This is a genomic window from Glaciimonas sp. OK215 (genome assembly GCF_057787885.1).
Map to the genome: position 1 here is coordinate 3,695,394 of NZ_CM173544.1, position 17,363 is coordinate 3,712,756.

At 53.0% G+C, this 17,363-nt stretch carries 16 protein-coding genes and 2 pseudogenes; 11 read left to right on the forward strand and 7 right to left on the reverse strand.

Annotated features, from left to right (window positions below; genetic code table 11):
- Nucleotides 1-280 precede the first annotated feature (280 nt).
- On the reverse strand, nt 281-481 hold the full coding sequence (locus AC3CHX_RS17075; RefSeq protein WP_488629226.1) for a hypothetical protein: 201 nt from the start codon (nt 479-481) through the stop codon (nt 281-283).
- On the opposite strand from AC3CHX_RS17075, the gene AC3CHX_RS17080 reads away from it, so the two are divergent.
- The 3 genes from AC3CHX_RS17080 to AC3CHX_RS17090 are packed head-to-tail and all read left to right on the forward strand — an operon-like array spanning nt 474 to nt 4,243.
- Complete coding sequence (locus AC3CHX_RS17080) at nt 474-2,600, forward strand: ATP-binding protein (protein WP_488629227.1); 2,127 nt, start codon at nt 474-476, stop codon at nt 2,598-2,600. The genes AC3CHX_RS17075 and AC3CHX_RS17080 overlap by 8 nt on opposite strands.
- Nucleotides 2,597-3,814 (forward strand): adenylate/guanylate cyclase domain-containing protein, encoded by a 1,218-nt coding sequence (locus AC3CHX_RS17085; protein WP_488629228.1) that lies wholly within the window; start codon nt 2,597-2,599, stop codon nt 3,812-3,814. The genes AC3CHX_RS17080 and AC3CHX_RS17085 overlap by 4 nt, the downstream gene beginning before the upstream one ends.
- Nucleotides 3,815-4,243 carry a hypothetical protein gene (locus AC3CHX_RS17090; RefSeq protein WP_488629229.1) on the forward strand — a complete coding sequence of 143 codons (429 nt, stop codon included), beginning with the start codon at nt 3,815-3,817 and terminating at the stop codon, nt 4,241-4,243. It abuts the gene before it with no gap.
- On the opposite strand, the gene AC3CHX_RS17095 is transcribed toward AC3CHX_RS17090, so the two are convergent.
- The 3 genes from AC3CHX_RS17095 to AC3CHX_RS17105 form a co-directional block, all read right to left on the reverse strand.
- Nucleotides 4,236-5,413, reverse strand: a protein-coding gene (locus AC3CHX_RS17095) for an IS3 family transposase (RefSeq protein ID WP_488629230.1) whose coding sequence is annotated in 2 segments (ribosomal slippage) — nt 4,236-5,146 and nt 5,146-5,413 — 1,179 coding nt in all. Because the reading frame shifts where the segments join, the coding sequence is not laid out codon by codon here. The genes AC3CHX_RS17090 and AC3CHX_RS17095 overlap by 8 nt on opposite strands.
- Nucleotides 5,377-6,519 carry a hypothetical protein gene (locus tag AC3CHX_RS17100; RefSeq protein WP_488629231.1) on the reverse strand — a complete coding sequence of 381 codons (1,143 nt, stop codon included), beginning with the start codon at nt 6,517-6,519 and terminating at the stop codon, nt 5,377-5,379. Before AC3CHX_RS17100 ends, AC3CHX_RS17095 begins: the two co-directional genes overlap by 37 nt.
- A 319-nt stretch (nt 6,520-6,838) precedes the next feature.
- Nucleotides 6,839-7,333, reverse strand: a complete 495-nt coding sequence (locus tag AC3CHX_RS17105) for a hypothetical protein (RefSeq protein ID WP_488629232.1) — start codon at nt 7,331-7,333, stop codon at nt 6,839-6,841.
- 760 nt (nt 7,334-8,093) lie between these two features.
- Here AC3CHX_RS17105 and AC3CHX_RS17110 point away from each other — a divergent pair.
- From AC3CHX_RS17110 to AC3CHX_RS17130, 5 genes and pseudogenes are all read left to right on the forward strand, one after another.
- Nucleotides 8,094-9,074 carry a glycosyltransferase family 2 protein gene (locus AC3CHX_RS17110; protein ID WP_488629233.1) on the forward strand — a complete coding sequence of 327 codons (981 nt, stop codon included), beginning with the start codon at nt 8,094-8,096 and terminating at the stop codon, nt 9,072-9,074.
- The gene (locus AC3CHX_RS17115) at nt 9,052-9,702 is read left to right on the forward strand and encodes a GNAT family N-acetyltransferase (RefSeq protein WP_488629234.1); all 651 of its coding nucleotides are present in this window, start codon (nt 9,052-9,054) and stop codon (nt 9,700-9,702) included. Before AC3CHX_RS17110 ends, AC3CHX_RS17115 begins: the two co-directional genes overlap by 23 nt.
- An 89-nt stretch (nt 9,703-9,791) precedes the next feature.
- Nucleotides 9,792-11,135, forward strand: a complete 1,344-nt coding sequence (locus AC3CHX_RS17120) for an IS4 family transposase (protein ID WP_488629235.1) — start codon at nt 9,792-9,794, stop codon at nt 11,133-11,135.
- Between the two features lie 303 nt (nt 11,136-11,438).
- On the forward strand, nt 11,439-11,864 hold the full coding sequence (locus AC3CHX_RS17125; protein ID WP_488629236.1) for a GtrA family protein: 426 nt from the start codon (nt 11,439-11,441) through the stop codon (nt 11,862-11,864).
- Nucleotides 11,851-12,360, forward strand: a pseudogene (locus AC3CHX_RS17130) (aminotransferase class I/II-fold pyridoxal phosphate-dependent enzyme); the annotation flags it as partial. The gene AC3CHX_RS17125 and the pseudogene AC3CHX_RS17130, both read left to right, overlap by 14 nt.
- Before the next feature lie 14 nt (nt 12,361-12,374).
- Here AC3CHX_RS17130 and AC3CHX_RS17135 read toward each other — a convergent pair.
- Nucleotides 12,375-13,718: an IS4 family transposase gene (locus AC3CHX_RS17135; RefSeq protein ID WP_488629235.1), complete on the reverse strand. Its 1,344-nt coding sequence runs from the start codon at nt 13,716-13,718 to the stop codon at nt 12,375-12,377.
- Nucleotides 13,719-13,848: 130 nt separating this feature from the next.
- Between AC3CHX_RS17135 and AC3CHX_RS17140 the strand changes: the two are divergent.
- The 3 genes and pseudogenes from AC3CHX_RS17140 to AC3CHX_RS17150 form a co-directional block, all read left to right on the forward strand.
- Nucleotides 13,849-13,965: pseudogene (locus AC3CHX_RS17140) on the forward strand (ribonuclease activity regulator RraA); the annotation flags it as partial.
- A 401-nt stretch (nt 13,966-14,366) separates the two neighbouring features.
- Entirely contained in the window at nt 14,367-14,825 is a 459-nt protein-coding gene (locus tag AC3CHX_RS17145) for a hypothetical protein (RefSeq protein ID WP_488629237.1), read from the forward strand.
- Complete coding sequence (locus AC3CHX_RS17150) at nt 14,825-15,037, forward strand: hypothetical protein (RefSeq protein WP_488629238.1); 213 nt, start codon at nt 14,825-14,827, stop codon at nt 15,035-15,037. Before AC3CHX_RS17145 ends, AC3CHX_RS17150 begins: the two co-directional genes overlap by 1 nt.
- A 57-nt stretch (nt 15,038-15,094) precedes the next feature.
- On the opposite strand, the gene AC3CHX_RS17155 is transcribed toward AC3CHX_RS17150, so the two are convergent.
- Together AC3CHX_RS17155 and AC3CHX_RS17160 are read right to left on the reverse strand one after the other, a co-directional pair.
- Nucleotides 15,095-16,636, reverse strand: coding sequence for a glucosyltransferase domain-containing protein (locus tag AC3CHX_RS17155; RefSeq protein WP_488629239.1), 1,542 nt, complete (start codon nt 16,634-16,636; stop codon nt 15,095-15,097).
- A 27-nt stretch (nt 16,637-16,663) separates the two neighbouring features.
- Entirely contained in the window at nt 16,664-17,362 is a 699-nt protein-coding gene (locus tag AC3CHX_RS17160) for a DegT/DnrJ/EryC1/StrS family aminotransferase (RefSeq protein ID WP_488629240.1), read from the reverse strand.
- Nucleotide 17,363: the final 1 nt, after the last annotated feature.

Here is a 17,363-nt window from a genome sequence, read left to right on the forward strand (position 1 = left end):
TACGCCGATCAGTTCGATGGTGGTAGACCTAACATCTTCCCCTTCCCGTGTCAGATTATCGGGCTGGCCTGCCGCTTCCGTCGATGCAACCGGAAGCTGTCCTTCTCTTAGCAATTGAAGCCAAATAGGTGTGAGCGATCAATCAGTTTGCAACTGGACGCGTTGGTGGAAAGAGTATGATTTGGTATGCATTTTGGATGGCTACCGGTCAAATTGACGGCGGAAATGTTGGATATTGCAGAGCAAATCGCGCCTGTAGCGCCGTTGACGTTGGCAGGCACTAAACAGCGATTATTGACGCATCATCCTGGACGCGCCAGATTTCAGTCTTGATCATTGCTTCGGAGAGGTCTGACATGACATCCCAGGTATCCATTACTGGTAACGCATTGCCTGAAAAGAATAATTTTTTGTTGGAGGCGAGAGGGATTTGCAAGCGCTTTCCTGGCGTGGTGGCCTTGAACAAGGTAAATTTGAGCATCAATGCCGGTGAAGTTCACGCACTGATCGGTGAAATCGGCGCTGGCAAATCGACCATGATGAAAATTCTCGCCGGAAGTGATATTCCCGACGAGGGTCAATTGCTGTTGCGCGGTGAAGCACTTGCTATGCGCTCGCAGCGCGAGGCGCTCGATCACAGCATCGCAGTGGTTTACCAGGAGCTCAATTTACTTCCCGATATGACGGTGGCGGAAAATATCTGGATGGGGCATTTACCGACTAATTTTTTAGGATTGGTCGACCATGGTGCATTGCATGAAAAAACGACAGAACTTTTACATCGGCTCAATATCAATATTGACCCCAAGCGTCTGATTGGTGATCTGAGCCTCGCTAACAGGCAGATGATTGGAATCGCTAAAGCGGTTTCGTATGATTCGGACGTGCTGATCATGGATGAGCCGACTTCTGCCATTACCGAAAAAGAGGTGGCGCATCTTTTCGAGATCATCAACGATTTAAAAAAAACGGGAAAGGCCATCATTTACATCACAGACAAGATGAATGAGGTTTTCCAGATTGCCGACAACATTACCGTTCTGCGTGACGGTCAGCATATCTTGACGCGGCCCGCATCAGATTTGACTGCCAGCACCTTGATTTCAGCCATGGTCGGTGGCGAAACGGATCAGTTATTACAACACCTTGCCGGTACCATCGAACATCTGGAAGCGGTATCCGCGGAGGCGAATCGCGCCAAGGACGCTGCCGAAATGGCCAACCAGGCCAAGAGCAGGTTTCTGGCCAACATGAGCCACGAACTGCGCACGCCGCTGAACGGCATTCTGGGCTACGCCCAGATACTGCTGCGGGACAACACGCTGGGCGAGCGGCAAGGCGCGGGGCTGCGCGTGATCCAGCAAAGCGGCGAGCAACTGCTGACGCTGATCAACGATGTGCTGGATTTTGCCAAAATCGAAGCGGGCAAAGAGGAGCTCGACCTCACCGACATCCCGCTGGCCAAGTTCCTGGGCATCATTACCGAAATCATCAGCGTCAAAGCGGAGCAGAAGGGCCTGGTCTTTATCTGCGACACGGCGCCGGACTTACCCGGTGGGCTCCGTGCCGACGAGAAGCGGCTACGCCAGGCGCTACTCAACCTGCTGGCCAATGCCGTCAAGTTCACCGACCGCGGCCAGGTCAGCCTGCACGTCCGCTTTTCGCCTCCCAGCCGGCTGCGCTTCGAAGTGCAAGACACCGGCATCGGCATCCGCGCGGACCAATTGGAATCCATCTTCCAGCCTTTCGAGCAAGGGGGCGAGGCGCAGCGCCGGCTTGGGGGTACCGGCTTGGGCTTGGCCATCAGCCAGCGGTTTGTGCGATTGATGGGTGGTGACATCCGGGTCGAGAGCCGGGTTGGCCAGGGCAGCACCTTCTGGTTTGAGCTGGACCTGCCGGTGGTAGAGGCCGAGATGGCGGCGGCGCCTGCCGAAGGGGGCGTGATCGGCTATCAGGGCGCGCGCAAGAGGATAATGGTGGTGGACGACGTGGCCGAGAACCGGGCCGTGCTGGTCGACATGCTAGGCCAGATCGGCTTTGAGATGGTCGAGGCGGAAAACGGCTGCGAGGGACTGGAAAAAGCCCAAGCCTTGCGGCCGGACTTGATCTTGATGGACATTGTCATGCCGGAGATGGGCGGGCTGGAAGCCACGCGCCGCCTGCGCCAATTGCCGGCCCAGAAGGATGTGCCCATCATCGCGATTTCCGCCAGCGCTTCCGGTGGCGACAAGGAAAGCAGCCTGGCAGCCGGAGTGAACGCCTTTCTGCCCAAACCGATCGACTTCGGCACACTCTTGATACAGATTGCCAGGCTCTTGAAGCTCAACTGGACTAACGCATTGCCCCAAGCGAGCCCCGCTCAGGAACATGAGGCGTCCGGGCCACTGCTTGCGCCACCGGTGCAGGAGATGGAAATCCTGCATCGTCTGGCCCGGGAGGGAAACATGCGCGACATTGTGCGGCGCGCCGCTCATCTGGCCGAACTCGACGAGCGCTATCGTCCGTTCGCCGACCAACTGCGGCTGCTGGCCAAAGGGTACCAGTCCAAAGCCATTCTAAACCTTGTGGAGCAGCACCTGGAAAGGAGACCAGCGCCATGACGGCGACCTCGGCAGCGGAAGCTTGCACCCGCACGATCCTGATTGTGGATGACTCGCCTGCCAACCTGGGCGTGATCGTGGAAAGTCTTGAAGAGCGCGGCTTTCGTGTGGTCGTCGCGCAGGACGGCGAAGAAGGGCTGCAACGCGCCGACTTTGTCCAGCCGGACCTGATCCTGCTCGACGTGATGATGCCGGGACTGGACGGCTTTGAAGTCTGCCGACGTTTGAAGGCTCTTGCAAGCACCCGGGATATCCCGGTGATTTTCATGACTTCACTGACGGAGACCGAAAACAAGGTCACCGCGTTCACGGCGGGAGGGGTCGACTATGTCACCAAACCGTTGCGGATCGACGAAGTGATGGCGCGGGTCAACACGCACTTGAACCTGCACGCGATGCAACAGCAGTTGGAGATGCAAAACGCACAGCTGCAGCAGGAAATCATAGAGCGCAGACAAGCCGAAGAAGCGCTGGAGACAAGCCGTGAGCTGATCCGTCGCCAGCGGGACGAGCTCAAGAACCTCTACGATAAGATCGTAGCGGAACAGAAGGTGTCGGAGCGGCTGCTGCTCAACGTGCTGCCCTACCCGATTGCCGAGCGCTTGAGGGCGCGCCCCGACGTCGGTGCCGATAGCATCCCGGAAGTCATTGCCGACAGCTTCCAGGACGTAACGGTTTTGTTCGCGGACATCGTGGAATTCACACGGTTTTCTGCCGGCATGAGCGCCGAGCGGCTGGTGGCCATGCTGAATGAAATCTTCACCGACTTTGACAGCATTGCCGACCACCGTGGCCTCGAGAAGATCAAGACCATTGGCGATGCCTACATGGCTGCTGCAGGACTGCCCGTCCCGGCAGCCGATCATGCGGTGCGGACAGCGCACATGGCGCTGGACATGATGGATGCGCTGGAGCGCTTCAATCAGCGCAGCGGCTACCGCTTGCAGTTGCGCATTGGCATCAACAGCGGCACGCTGGTGGCCGGCGTCATTGGCAAGCGCAAGTTCATCTACGACTTGTGGGGTGATGCCGTGAACACCGCCAGCCGGATGGAATCCCACGGCGTGGCCGGACGCGTGCAGGTGACGGATGCCACCCGGCGGCGGCTGGGTGAGCCGTTCCTGTTCGAAGAGCGCGGCATCATCGAGGCCAAGGGTATGGGCGCGCTGCATACTTGGTTCCTGGCCGGAAGGCGCAGTGTGTCGTCCGAATGAATGCCGGCATTGCGGCGCCCGGTAGCGCAATCGGCGCAGCTATACAGCCCGTTCCGCCAGATGCCATGGTTGAAAGGAAGCAACGGCTTCGGGCTAGACAACTCGCCCTGGTACCTGATGGCGGATTTGCACACTTTTATCGCGTCATCCATGGCCGTTTCAAGGGCGCTCTCCGCTACATTAATCACTCGCTATTTAAAAGTTCTTTTGGACGCCAGCTATCGTTCCGGTGATAGGGGTGAAATTAAGGCGGATGTCATCCCAAGCTATTTTTTCGCCTTTTTCCCGTTTGCTGGGCGTCCGGTAATGCCAGTCAGCGCCTCTCTTTTGATTGTTTGCCAGTCTAAAAATTTTCCACGAGTGCCGACGATTCCCCGAACGATTAGAATTCCTTCAACATATTTTGCAATATCTGCGGTGGTCAAGTAATTTCGGACACAACAATAGGTTCTCTTGCTGCCATTTTCCGCTCGTAGGCGGCGGGCGGCAGATTGCCCAATACTGAATTCAATCGCTCGGTGTTGTAAAAGCCGACGATGTACGCAGTGATGTCTTTCCTTGCTTCGGCGTGGTTGGCATACTGACGCTGCCAGACGCGCTCCATCTTGAGATTTAAGAAGAAGCGTTCCGCGACGGCGTTATCCCAACAATTTCCTTTGCGACTCATGCTACAAACAAAGCCATGTTCGTCGAGAAGGTCCTGGTACAACTCGCTTGCATATTGACTGCCACGGTCAGAATGGACGATCAGCCCGCGGACTGGCCGCCGCTGCTGAATCGCCATGTTCAGAGCAGCACAGACTAGTTCAGCAGGCATGCTCGGGGCCATGGCCCAGCCGACCACTTTGCGTGCGAACAAGTCCAGCACGATGGCCAGATAAAGCCATCCAGAACCGGTACGGATGTAGGTAATGTCGGTCACGTACGCCATGTCCGGCGCGACAGGATTGAACTGCCGATTGAGGATGTTGGCAGCGACCGGCAAGTTGTGCTTGCTATCGGTGGTGTAGACGAGTTTACGCTTCCACACGGGCTTTAGGGCAGCTTTGCGCATCAGACTGCGCACCTTGTGGCGTCCAACCTGGATACCTTGGTTCGCCATCGCGGTGACCATCCGACGGCTCCCATAGCTTTGATGGCTGGCCATGAAAGCAGCCTTTAGGTGGACGCTCGCTTTGCATAAAACCGGTTTAGCAGAACGACGCTGCGCCTCGTAATAGCCAGAACGGCTGACCGACAGAACGCGGCAACAGTGCTGCACAGGGAAGGCCTTCTCTTGCAGTTGACGAATGAGTTGATAGCTCATTTCAGTTCGCGGGCAAAGAAGGCCGATGCTTTTTTTAAAATATCTACATCCTGGCGAAGTTGGCGATTCTCGAGTTCCAATTGTCGTATGCGTTGTTGCTCTGACGTGAGCGGCAAACCAATCCCTGCCTGGCCGTTCTGCTCGGCGCTGTACTGCGTAACCCAACGACGGATCGCCGTCGGACCAATGTTCATACTTTCGCTGACATGCTGGACGCTCAGGCCCTGTTCTTTGATCATGCGCACGACTTCCAGCTTCAGACTCGTGTCGAACTTCTTGCGTTGCTTTGCCATGTACTTTTCCTCAGTTGATGGATTATCCACCTATTGAGGTGTCCGGCAAAATTAGACCACAGCAGTCCGAATAAGCGTTCATCAGTTTTTATGAAAGTAATGACATGCTCGCCGTTGACATCTCTCCCCAAAAAAATGGGCATTTCAATCATGTCGGCATCGGTCAACTGAGCGGAGACGGGGCGTTGAGTAGGAAATTTCTCCTCCTGCCCCGCAGGCATAAGTATTTCACGGACCTTCGATAGCAGTGCATCGCTCATTTCATTTATTACGCTAGCATCTTGGGAAGAAAATGTAAGGGGCCCGTCGGATGGTGTTTGAGGCTCAACACTCATGATGGCTGAGTTAGGCGCTTGAAATTCTGGCGCGTTGGAAGCGTTGGCACGCTCTGTTGCATCAAGCCCTTGAAGCTTGGCCAAATGCGCCAGGTCACCAACGTGATGCTCGCGCAGTAGCGCTTCCAACCAACTATGGAATCGACTAACACGCACCAGGTATTCATCGACAAACTGGTGAATGTCAATGTGCTCTCCAGCCTGTTCTATGTATTTTTTTGCGGGCGCTGTCCAACCAGACCACTCAAGTAAAGATTTGGTATCGAATCGAATTCCGCTCCTAAGTTCTGTGCCCCGCTCCGGATTTGCAGGGTCTTGCTCGAAGGACAGAAACATATGTGAATTAGGCAAGCCCTTGTGTAACATGAAATTTCTAAGGTCATGTACGAACTTCGAAACGGGATCGCCAGCAAATGTACTCGTAACCTGAGCTCTAAAGCTACTCAGAATCTGAGTTTCAGCGTAGTTTTTTTCAAAAAAAACACGAGTGTGATCCACTAGTGTCTTCGACGAGGCCACAAAATTGTGGATATGACGACTGAGTTCTCGATGAGCTTGTTGACCGGCCTCCTTATGGTCGGGAGACATTAGGGCCAGCCCTTGGTCAGGGTCGCGTACCTTTCGCGTTGCTTCCATTAGCTCTAACGCGTTCATTTGAAATATATTTAGCGAGAAGCTGCGGGCATGAAGCTGATTTAGGAACTTCATACCCGATGAAGCAAGTATTCTCCGAAAATATGACCCCTCTTCCATGTCTGGCTTATTTTCCATCGACAATCCTAATATCCGCAAATATTAACGACCCAGAATGGCTTCGCAAAGCAAGGCTGCGGCGTCCGCATATCTATCTATCACGATGAGCGTTTATGCCAAGCCAGCTCAGACTTGATGCAGCGTGTTTAGGCTCTACCAAGACTACACCGCGAATCAGCACGGACGTTGCCCGGCATGACAGTCTTCCTTTCTGGAGTACGGTCACCTATGAGCCGTCATTCTGAGTATATCAACGAAGATGGGCTTTGGATGACCTCTTTTGGCCGACACCATCCGTTAGCGGATGTCTCAAACGGACTCGTACCCGAATTCCACTCTATGACTTCTGCAATGCCGGTCCAGCCGCTCTTTTCTTCTCAAACCCGGCATACACTAACTCCAGCAATATCTCTGACAACCCATCCTGTACCCTCGGACTATTGAGTACTTGCTTGGCCATTTCCTGATACTTATCCAAGCCGTCAGCAACGGAATCAATCATGACGTTTTTATAGTCAGGACTAGCACCGAACTGCTCCCTGGTATTGGCTGCGGCCTGTTGTGCAAGCATCTCGCTTTCCATCATCAAGCCCCCAACGTGATTCGCCAGGGCCAGCAGATCGTTGTCAGATAAATCGCCTTCAAACAGGGCATTCATCTTGGCGATAATCGCCGACAGCATAGCCGCTTCAGGATCATGTGCCTTGCCAGAGCCAAGGTCAGTCAGCGGTTTCAGCTTATATTCGTCAAGGTCCTGGCCAAGCTTGATCGCTTGCTTGCCCGTATCGCTTAACTTGTAATGGGTCAGCTTGACTGCAGACAGGTCCACCACGTCATGGCTACGCTCGTCCCTTAGCCACGGCAACAGGTGCTTGAAAAAGATCGACCGCTTCTCCAAATCGGTGTCGCCAAAGTCAACGATCTGTGACAGAAAATCGTAAGCCCGGATAAAGCCGCCGACATCTTTCCGGAAGATTTCCAGATTGAATGATTGTGTCCATGATTGAATTTGTGGGCGCAGACGATTTGTGCTTCACCCTCAATCATGATCACACCGGGACGCGTTGAACAGACGGTACTGGCATGACGCATACAGTCCGGCGCGACCAGCCGTCGTTGCAAGTCCACACGATAGTTCCACCATCTCTGCGGTCTTTGCTTAGCGGGCTGCGGAGAGAAAACTTCCGCGACTGGTACGTCGGCGGCAGGCCGAAAAATGTTGCTCCGTGTTATGATGCGCGCCGAGGTAACGGGAGAGAGGGAAAGGCCGAAATCGTGCGAAATAGATGACCTACTCCTGCATATTACAAAAGTATGATTATTTACGTAAAAGGAGAGCGCTAACCCTGTCGTTAGCGTTTGAGAGGGTTTTGAATGGCATTTTTTCTTATTTCCCCATCCGTTGTGTTAGTTATACGCAACCAGTTATGTAGCGCTAAAAACACAATAATTTGCGCCGCTACCGACATTTTTCCCGTTGTCGGTGACTATAAATATCATTTTAGACAAAGTGTCCGTTTTAAATTCCCACCTGTTGTGGATGCGTGCGCACTTCGTGTTTCATCCCTCCTATTGAACGTGGAGGAATAATCATGAATGGCACCTTTACAGCAGCATCAAAAAATGCCGCCCCTCCTCATCTCTCCGTCGTTATTCCGGTGTACAAAGCCGAGAATTGCCTCGACGAGCTATACCAGCGCCTAAAGACTGCTCTGGAAAGCATCTCGCCAGATTTTGAAATAGTACTGGTCGAAGACTGCGGCGGCGACAACTCATGGCAGGTGATAGAGCGATTGGCTATGGCCGACCCGCGTGTGCACGGCATTCAGTTCAGCCGCAACTTCGGCCAGCACTATGGCATCACCGCCGGTCTGGATTATTGTTGTGGTGAGTGGGTGGTGGTTATGGATTGTGACCTACAGGATAGACCCGAGGAAATTCCGCGTCTGTACGCCAAAGCACAGGAAGGCTATGACGTCGTGCTGGCGCGGCGCGGCGTACGGCGCGATCCGTTACTTAAACGCATTACCTCATGGCTGTTCTATAAAGTATTCAGCTATCTGGCGGATATCGAATATGACGGAGAAAGCGGCAATTTTCGTATCGTGTCGCGCAAGGTGGTGGTGAATTTCCGTCGAATGGGCGAGCAACTGCGCTTCTTTGGCGGACTGATGCAGTGGATGGGCTTTCCCACTGCCAGTATCGAGGTGGAACACTCTGAACGTTACGAGGGCAAGTCTACCTATACCTTCGCCAAGCTGTGGACGATGGCTTCCGAAACAATCATCGCCCATTCCGACAAACCGCTGCGGTTGGCTGTGCGTTTCGGGTTCCTGATGGCGTTCTTTTCTTTTTTTTATGGCGCATACATCCTTGGAACGGCATTTCTTCACAGTTCACCGATTCCTGGTTGGAGCAGTTTAATTGTTTCATTATATTTCATCGGCGGTATTATTATTGGCATCCTCGGCATCCTCGGCATCTATCTTGGCAAGACCTTTGACGAAAGCAAGAAGCGACCTCTATATATCATAGGGCGGACAACCTTCAATGAGCCAAGTACAGTTGATTAAGGCCACGCCGTGGGACACAGCCACGTTTGGTATACCCACCTGGGAGCTGCTCGAATACTCGGCGGCTGCGCTACAACAGGCTGAACAGACTGCGGGCCATTACACCATCAAAGTGGATCCACTAGCGGATAAACGGCTGCTGCACGAATGTGGATTTTATTACTGTGATTCTTTGATTGAACCATATTGTAGTGCCGCTCAGTTGCGCCCAGCGCAGCATCCTGACTCAACGATTTCGAAAGAAGTCAACACAGAGCAGGTACTGGCAATCTGCCACGGCGCATTTACTCATGGTCGCTTCCATCGCGATTTCAATCTATCTAAGGCAGCCGCTGACCAACGCTATGACAACTGGCTGGGGCAATTGCTTGAAGCACAACATGTTTATGGTCTGTACTGGCAGGGTGAACTGGCAGGGTTCATCGGCTATAGCGGCAATAACCTAGTGTTGCATGCGGTGGCGGATAAGTATCGTGGTAAGGGTTTGGCAAAATACTGGTGGAGTGCGGTATGCAGCGAATTGCTGGGAAATGGAAATGAGAAAGTGAAAAGCTCGATTTCCGCTACTAATCTCGCTGTTCTTAAGCTCATCTCGTTATACACAACTCTGACTGCGCAGCCGGCATGACGAGAAAATTCGTTAACATTCAATGAGTTACGCGCACCACTTGTAAACTTCGACGAAATCGCGTTTACTCTTGCACTTTGGACGACGAAATGGCCAAGGCTGCACTGCGGTGGACCGATCATGAGTTTGCCGGACTCGACCTTGGCGACGGTCGTCTCAACAAAAGGGCAAAGATACTCATGGAACGATTTGCGGCGAATCCTGAAGCGAGCATTCCGGCGGCATGCGATGGCTGGAGCGAGACGGTGGCGGCTTACCGCTTTCTGCGCAACACGGACGTGGACTGGCGTGACATCTTGGCGCCGCACTGGGCGCGCACGCAGGAGCGCATGCAGGCCCATCCGGTGATGCTGTGCATCCAGGACACGACAGAGCTGGACTTCAATGGACAGGAAACGGCGGGGCTCGGGCCACTGAACTATGAGGCGCGGCGCGGGATGTATGTGCATCCGACCTACGCGGTCACGCCCGGGCGCGAACCGTTGGGCGTGCTCGATGCGTGGATGTGGGCACGCGAGAAGCGCAACGCCGACGGCGCGCGCCCTGGGCAGAAGGAAAGCACGCGCTGGGTCGAGGGTTATGAACGGATCGCCGAGATGGCGGCGCAGATGCCGCAAACGCGACTGGTATATCTGGCTGACCGCGAGGCCGACATGGTCGCGATGATGCGACGCGCCAGCGAGCTGGGAACGCCAGCGGACTGGCTGGTGCGCGCCAAGCACAATCGTTGCCTGCCCGATGAGGACGGTGAGAAGCTGTGGGCCTACACGACCAACGGCGCGGCGCTCGGCGAGATCGCCTTCACGATGCCGGCACGGGGCACCCAAAAGTCGCGCCCGGTGCGCCAGCAACTGTGGGCGCGCGTGGTCGAGATCGCTGACGGCAAACGCGGGCGCATCAGCGCTACCTGCATCGTGGCCCGCGAAGTCGGTGAGCCCGAGGGCGTCAAGCCGCTCGAATGGCGCCTGCTGACCAACCGCGCAGCGACCACCTCCGATCATGTCGTCGAGCTGATCGATTGGTATCGCGCACGCTGGGAAATCGAGATCTATTTCCATGTCTTGAAGAATGGTTGTGAAGTGGAAACCCTGCAACTGGGCGCAATCGATCGGGTCGAGCGCGCGCTGGCGTTGTTCATGGTGGTGGCTTGGCGGATCACCTACCTGATGCGTCTGGGCCGCAATTGCCCCGACTTAGACGCCGCACTGTTCTTCTCGGCAGACGAAATCCGCGGGACTTATCTGCTCGCAAAGCAACCTAGGCCAGCGCAGCCGCCACGCCTAAATGACGTCATCCGCTTGATTGCCAAAATTGGCGGCTTCCTTGGACGCAAGAGCGATGGTGAGCCTGGCGTCAAGACAATCTGGCGTGGATTGGACCAGGTGATGACCGCAGCTCAGACGTTGCAGGCGTTACGCGAAGAAGGCGGCTGAGTTGTGTATAAAGGTATGTCTTAAGCTCTATACTTCTCTCGGCTTTTCCTTCAACAACCCGCAAGATATTTACCATCGTTTGGTGCTATGAGCTATTACTACATTTTTCTCACCATCCTACTCACTCTATACTCGAAAATTGCCGTTAAATGGCAGGTGATCAAGTTCGGAACACTGCTGGAAAAAATCAACATTTGTTATTCATTTCACTACTATTTGGTTAATAGATGAATAAAGCCAGTTGTTTACTCAAAAATGGTGACTACTATGATCAAGTTGGTTTTGGCTTTATGGTCCTGAAAAATGATTGATTTATCTGGAAATACACAAATTGGCAAGTCCATTCAGCAACTGCTTCGCTACGGTTTGGTGGGTGGGGGGATCAACTTAATGCTTTATCTTGGCTACCTGCTCAGTAATCATCTTGGATTAGAGCCAAAAAAATCGATGACTTTGATATATCTCGTCGGGGTAGCCATTAGTTTCTATGGTCATCGCCAATGGACGTTTTCTCATGGAGGAAATGCTCGGAAGTCAATGGTACGTTATGCATTTTCCCATTTACTAGGATATTTCATCAATTACTTCCTTCTTCTGTGCCTGGTTGATCGCTTGAGGTATCCACACGAATTAGTTCAAGGAGGTGCAATTTTTATCGTGGCTGCATTTCTTTTTATTGTCTTTAGATATTGGGTTTTTCCTGGAAACAATAAATATGTCATTAAATAATATTCCATTCAATAAACCCTACATGACGGGACGTGAGCTCTCGTATATCGAACAGGCTCATACGAATGGTCACCTCGCTGGCGACGGCATGTTCACAAGAAAATGCCACGCCTGGCTGGAAGCGCGCACTGGTGCCCGCAAGGCATTACTCACCCATTCATGCACGGCGGCACTTGAGATGGCAGCAATGCTCGCAGACATTCAACCGGGTGACGAGGTTATCATGCCGTCCTATACCTTTGTCTCAACCGCCAACGCCTTTGTACTGCGCGGCGGGGTGCCGGTGTTTGTGGATATTCGCCTGGATACGCTCAACATCGATGAAACGAAGATCGAGGCGGCCATTACACCTCGAACCAAGGCGATTGTCCCCGTCCATTATGCGGGGGTGGCTTGCGAGATGGACACCATCATGAATATCGCCCAGCGTCATAATCTGTTAGTCATTGAAGATGCTGCACAGGGGATTATGTCCACGTACAAGGGTAAAGCCATACCTTTATACACAACTCAGCCGCCTTCTTCGCGTAACGCCTGCAACGTCTGAGCTGCGGTCATCACCTGGTCCAATCCACGCCAGATTGTCTTGACGCCAGGCTCACCATCGCTCTTGCGTCCAAGGAAGCCGCCAATTTTGGCAATCAAGCGGATGACGTCATTTAGGCGTGGCGGCTGCGCTGGCCTAGGTTGCTTTGCGAGCAGATAAGTCCCGCGGATTTCGTCTGCCGAGAAGAACAGTGCGGCGTCTAAGTCGGGGCAATTGCGGCCCAGACGCATCAGGTAGGTGATCCGCCAAGCCACCACCATGAACAACGCCAGCGCGCGCTCGACCCGATCGATTGCGCCCAGTTGCAGGGTTTCCACTTCACAACCATTCTTCAAGACATGGAAATAGATCTCGATTTCCCAGCGTGCGCGATACCAATCGATCAGCTCGACGACATGATCGGAGGTGGTCGCTGCGCGGTTGGTCAGCAGGCGCCATTCGAGCGGCTTGACGCCCTCGGGCTCACCGACTTCGCGGGCCACGATGCAGGTAGCGCTGATGCGCCCGCGTTTGCCGTCAGCGATCTCGACCACGCGCGCCCACAGTTGCTGGCGCACCGGGCGCGACTTTTGGGTGCCCCGTGCCGGCATCGTGAAGGCGATCTCGCCGAGCGCCGCGCCGTTGGTCGTGTAGGCCCACAGCTTCTCACCGTCCTCATCGGGCAGGCAACGATTGTGCTTGGCGCGCACCAGCCAGTCCGCTGGCGTTCCCAGCTCGCTGGCGCGTCGCATCATCGCGACCATGTCGGCCTCGCGGTCAGCCAGATATACCAGTCGCGTTTGCGGCATCTGCGCCGCCATCTCGGCGATCCGTTCATAACCCTCGACCCAGCGCGTGCTTTCCTTCTGCCCAGGGCGCGCGCCGTCGGCGTTGCGCTTCTCGCGTGCCCACATCCACGCATCGAGCACGCCCAACGGTTCGCGCCCGGGCGTGACCGCGTAGGTCGGATGCACATACATCCCGCGCCGCGCCTCATAGTTCAGTGGCCCGAGCCCCGCCGTTTCCTGTCCATTGAAGTCCAGCTCTGTCGTGTCCTGGATGCACAGCATCACCGGATGGGCCTGCATGCGCTCCTGCGTGCGCGCCCAGTGCGGCGCCAAGATGTCACGCCAGTCCACGTCCGTGTTGCGCAGAAAGCGGTAAGCCGCCACCGTCTCGCTCCAGCCATCGCATGCCGCCGGAATGCTCGCTTCAGGATTCGCCGCAAATCGTTCCATGAGTATCTTTGCCCTTTTGTTGAGACGACCGTCGCCAAGGTCGAGTCCGGCAAACTCATGATCGGTCCACCGCAGTGCAGCCTTGGCCATTTCGTCGTCCAAAGTGCAAGAGTAAACGCGATTTCGTCGAAGTTTACAAGTGGTGCGCGTAACTCATTGAATGTTAACGAATTTTCTCGTCATGCCGGCTGCGCAGTCAGAGTTGTGTATAACGAGATGGCTTGAGGCCTGGATTATGGAAGAAGTGCAGGGTGGAGCATCGTTGCCCGGACTTTATCCGCCGAATGCAGCCAATAAAGCACGTTACGAAGCCGCAATGGCTGGCAAACAGGTTTAATCTAAAAGCAGCGCATCGCACGGGTAGTTGCGCGTGCGATGTATCGCTTGCCAAATCAAATTCCTCCGTGTTTCTTGCTTCCCTTTCCCGCCGTTTGTTTCAACAGCCTGTTAAGCCGTAAACTTCTCATTCGGGGCGTTTATGGGCAGTTGCAATGAAAAACGCGTATCACTTGTCGGGCCAGCGAACGGATATCATTGGAAAGTAACTGTATGACCGGAGGTCAATTCGAACAAGATCCTCACATGGCCGGCACAGAAGTTCAGAATTAAACGCAAATCAGTCCGAAAGCAAACGCGACGTTACAGTTTGTTTTTCTGAAGTGTCCCGCCAGTGCCCCATGGGAGTGGGAAAAGAAAAAAGAGCTACAGGCCAAAGCGTGTAACTCTTTGATTTCATTTATGCTGTTCCAGCACCTTGAACGCCTGTCCAACGACGATCTGTTGCTGATGGATCGGGGCTATCCGTGCCGCTGGCTACCAGCTTTGCTGAACTTATGTGGCATCCCTTTTTGCATGCGCGTCAAGCACCCCGCCGAATGCGGCGGCTGCACCTGTGTGCGCCAGTTTCTGCGCTACGGTTTGCCTGAACAAATCGTCACGCTGCAGGCACCACCACGGCGCGATGCCGCCGATTATGAATGTCTTGCGACTCCGCAGATCGTTCGGCAGGTCCGCCATGTTGCCTCTACCGGCAAGATGCGCGTTCTGATGATAAATCTGTTTGAACCCACACGCTTTCCAGCCGCAGAATTCGGCGGCCTGTACCACCACAGCGCTGGCGCATCGAAGAAGCGTTCAAGCGGTTCAAACACCGCCTCAACCTGGAACACGTTCCCGGTCTGTCACAGCTGGCGTTGATGCAGGATTTCGCCGCCAAGACCCTGTGCGACAACCTTCAATTGCCCACTGTCGTGGTGGCGTACGCCATGGTCCCGTTGCCACCAACGCGCCGCATCAATCACGCCTTCGCGCATACGGGGATCAAGGCATTGCTGCCCGCGCTGTTGCTCGGGACGGCTACCGCAAAACTGCTCAACACCGCAGTGCGCCTGATTGCCGGCCACACCTAAAAAACTTAAACAAATCGGCTTGAAACCCGCGCCAGCATTGACTTTGCAGCTTGGATGTCACGGATTCAGGCAAATGATAGCAACGTCATTTTCAACAGTTATTGATTCAGCATGAGGCCATGGCTGTTTAATCTTACAATAACTTTTTCCAACAACTTCCCTGGATCCCAGTGCTCTTTCAAACTTGTATCCGGAAACTTCTGATAACAACGTAACTTTTGAGTAATCGACAAAAAATGCAGAAACATTCATATCGCCCTGTACTGTTCTCAACCTAGCGGGAAAGCCCCATGACCCTCCATTGATGTATACGAATTGGACATTGCCGAAATTCGGATCCATTTCAAGACGAGAAATTATTCGATTCGCCATCATCTTGTCCTGCTGGTTAATCCTTTGTTGGTCGGCCAGGATTTGATTACTTAGAAATACGAATCCAACGAGAACTATAACCCTAAAAACAAAAATTGTTGACTTTAGAAAGCGGTTGCCTGAATCGTGCACACACGAGTCTGCCAAGAGAAAGATCAATCCAATAATTGTTGCAACGTGAGCGATGACTCGAGGGACCGGCCACCAATCCCCAAAGGGTATGACAACTCCTAGCGAAACAGGGATAAGTAGTGAGAACGCACAGCAAGTAAAAAATACATTACTAATAGAATTCTTTCTATCCCCCGTGAAAAAATGCCTAAGAATTATTGCTATTGATATGACAAGCATCAATGCAACCAGTGTCTTCAGCCATCCTGGGAAAACCGGTTCAGATGCCCAATAAATCTGCACCACGGAAGATGATATCTGCTCTATTCGCTCAGGGATCTTATCAAAAGCTATAAAGTTAGCTCTGGCTGTTCCCTTAGTTAAACCCAGCGCTTTAGCTAGCCAAGTAATTGCAACAAAAATAATGGTTGAAATAGTGCTGATAGTTGTCAGCGTTATCGCTCGCTCACGATAAACATTATTAGTAGCCGATAATTGACCATTTTTGTTATGTGTAACTTGCCCACAGATAAAGGAAAAAATAATCGCAACTGCAAAATAGTTTAGAAAAATTTGATAGGTAAAGAGCATTGCAAGAGTCGCAAATAGAGCGAATGCTCGTGCGCCCCAAGTTGCCGGTCTCTTGATCACCATTTCCAATACTATGATGGAAAAAATCAGAGCAACACTGTAAGTAGGTAGTGCCATCCGAAAAGTAAGTATTTCAGTCAAATACGGATGGGCTATCATTATGGCGCCTACTAGACCCGCTGCTGGTGCATCCTCCATTCCAACAAAACGCAAGATAGACGCCAAAAAAGCTGCTTGCAAAAATAATGCTGCTAGCCCAACAGAAAAATACATGTCGTAGATGTTGGCACCGATTGAATCAACGATCCATATGATTGCCGCCGTGATGTAACGACCTTGTGAGAACATCGTCTCGAAGGTTTTGGCGCTAATGCCAGACATGAACCCGTAGTCATCGATTGAATATCCACGAAAAAGGACAGGCCCTTTTGCAAACAAAGCGGCAATAAATATTATTATGAGGAGTCGAATATATGGTTGACCAATATTGAACCGTTTATCGGAAAACATGAATTTTTTTTGCATGACTCACTATGATTATTATTATATTTTTCAAAGAAAACAGGCAGACAATTCGTGCGCTATTTTCTGCTGATGAGCTTCGACGCCAAGCCAGAATGGTAATCGTAACAAGCAATCTGAAGTCAAACGGGTAATTGAAAGATCGTCATGAACACGTCCATGTTTTTTTCCATACGGTGCGTCGTGGAGAGGGACATAATGAAACACTGTATTGATGCCAGCCTCCTTCATTTGCGCGATGGCTTTCGTGCGAATTTCCAAACTGGGCAACACAATGTAGTACATATGGCCATTATGCTTGCACTCCTTCGGAACGACAGGTCGACGCAACTTTTCGGCCGCCTCTAGAGGCGCCAGAGCATTTTGATAAAAGGACCAAACCGCGAGGCGCTTACCAGTGATCTGATCAGCCTCTTCCATCTGCGCCCAAAGAAAGGCAGCGATCACCTCTCCCGGTAAATACGAGGATCCAATATCCACCCACGTGTACTTATCAACTTGGCCACGGAAAAACTGGCCACGGTTGGTACCTTTTTCACGAATGATCTCGGCGCGCTCGGTAAAGCGTTCATCGTTGATCAGAAGAGCCCCGCCCTCACCAGAAATAATGTTCTTAGTCTCGTGAAAAGAGTACGCGCCTAGGTGGCCTATTGAGCCGAGCGCTTTACCCCATCTCGTTATACACAACTCTGACTGCGCAGCCGGCATGACGAGAAAATTCGTTAACATT

Coding starts and splice junctions, on each gene's coding strand:
- AC3CHX_RS17085 (WP_488629228.1), top strand. CDS start 2,597: ATGACGGCGACCTCGGCAGCGGAAGCTTGCACCCGCACGATCCTGATT.
- AC3CHX_RS17155 (WP_488629239.1), bottom strand. CDS start 16,636: ATGCAAAAAAAATTCATGTTTTCCGATAAACGGTTCAATATTGGTCAA.
- AC3CHX_RS17115 (WP_488629234.1), top strand. CDS start 9,052: ATGAGCCAAGTACAGTTGATTAAGGCCACGCCGTGGGACACAGCCACG.
- AC3CHX_RS17090 (WP_488629229.1), top strand. CDS start 3,815: ATGCCGGCATTGCGGCGCCCGGTAGCGCAATCGGCGCAGCTATACAGC.
- AC3CHX_RS17110 (WP_488629233.1), top strand. CDS start 8,094: ATGAATGGCACCTTTACAGCAGCATCAAAAAATGCCGCCCCTCCTCAT.
- AC3CHX_RS17100 (WP_488629231.1), bottom strand. CDS start 6,519: ATGGAAAATAAGCCAGACATGGAAGAGGGGTCATATTTTCGGAGAATA.
- AC3CHX_RS17145 (WP_488629237.1), top strand. CDS start 14,367: ATGCTGTTCCAGCACCTTGAACGCCTGTCCAACGACGATCTGTTGCTG.
- AC3CHX_RS17075 (WP_488629226.1), bottom strand. CDS start 481: ATGCTCAAATTTACCTTGTTCAAGGCCACCACGCCAGGAAAGCGCTTG.
- AC3CHX_RS17135 (WP_488629235.1), bottom strand. CDS start 13,718: ATGGCCAAGGCTGCACTGCGGTGGACCGATCATGAGTTTGCCGGACTC.
- AC3CHX_RS17160 (WP_488629240.1), bottom strand. CDS start 17,362: ATGTTAACGAATTTTCTCGTCATGCCGGCTGCGCAGTCAGAGTTGTGT.
- AC3CHX_RS17150 (WP_488629238.1), top strand. CDS start 14,825: ATGCAGGATTTCGCCGCCAAGACCCTGTGCGACAACCTTCAATTGCCC.
- AC3CHX_RS17120 (WP_488629235.1), top strand. CDS start 9,792: ATGGCCAAGGCTGCACTGCGGTGGACCGATCATGAGTTTGCCGGACTC.
- AC3CHX_RS17125 (WP_488629236.1), top strand. CDS start 11,439: ATGATTGATTTATCTGGAAATACACAAATTGGCAAGTCCATTCAGCAA.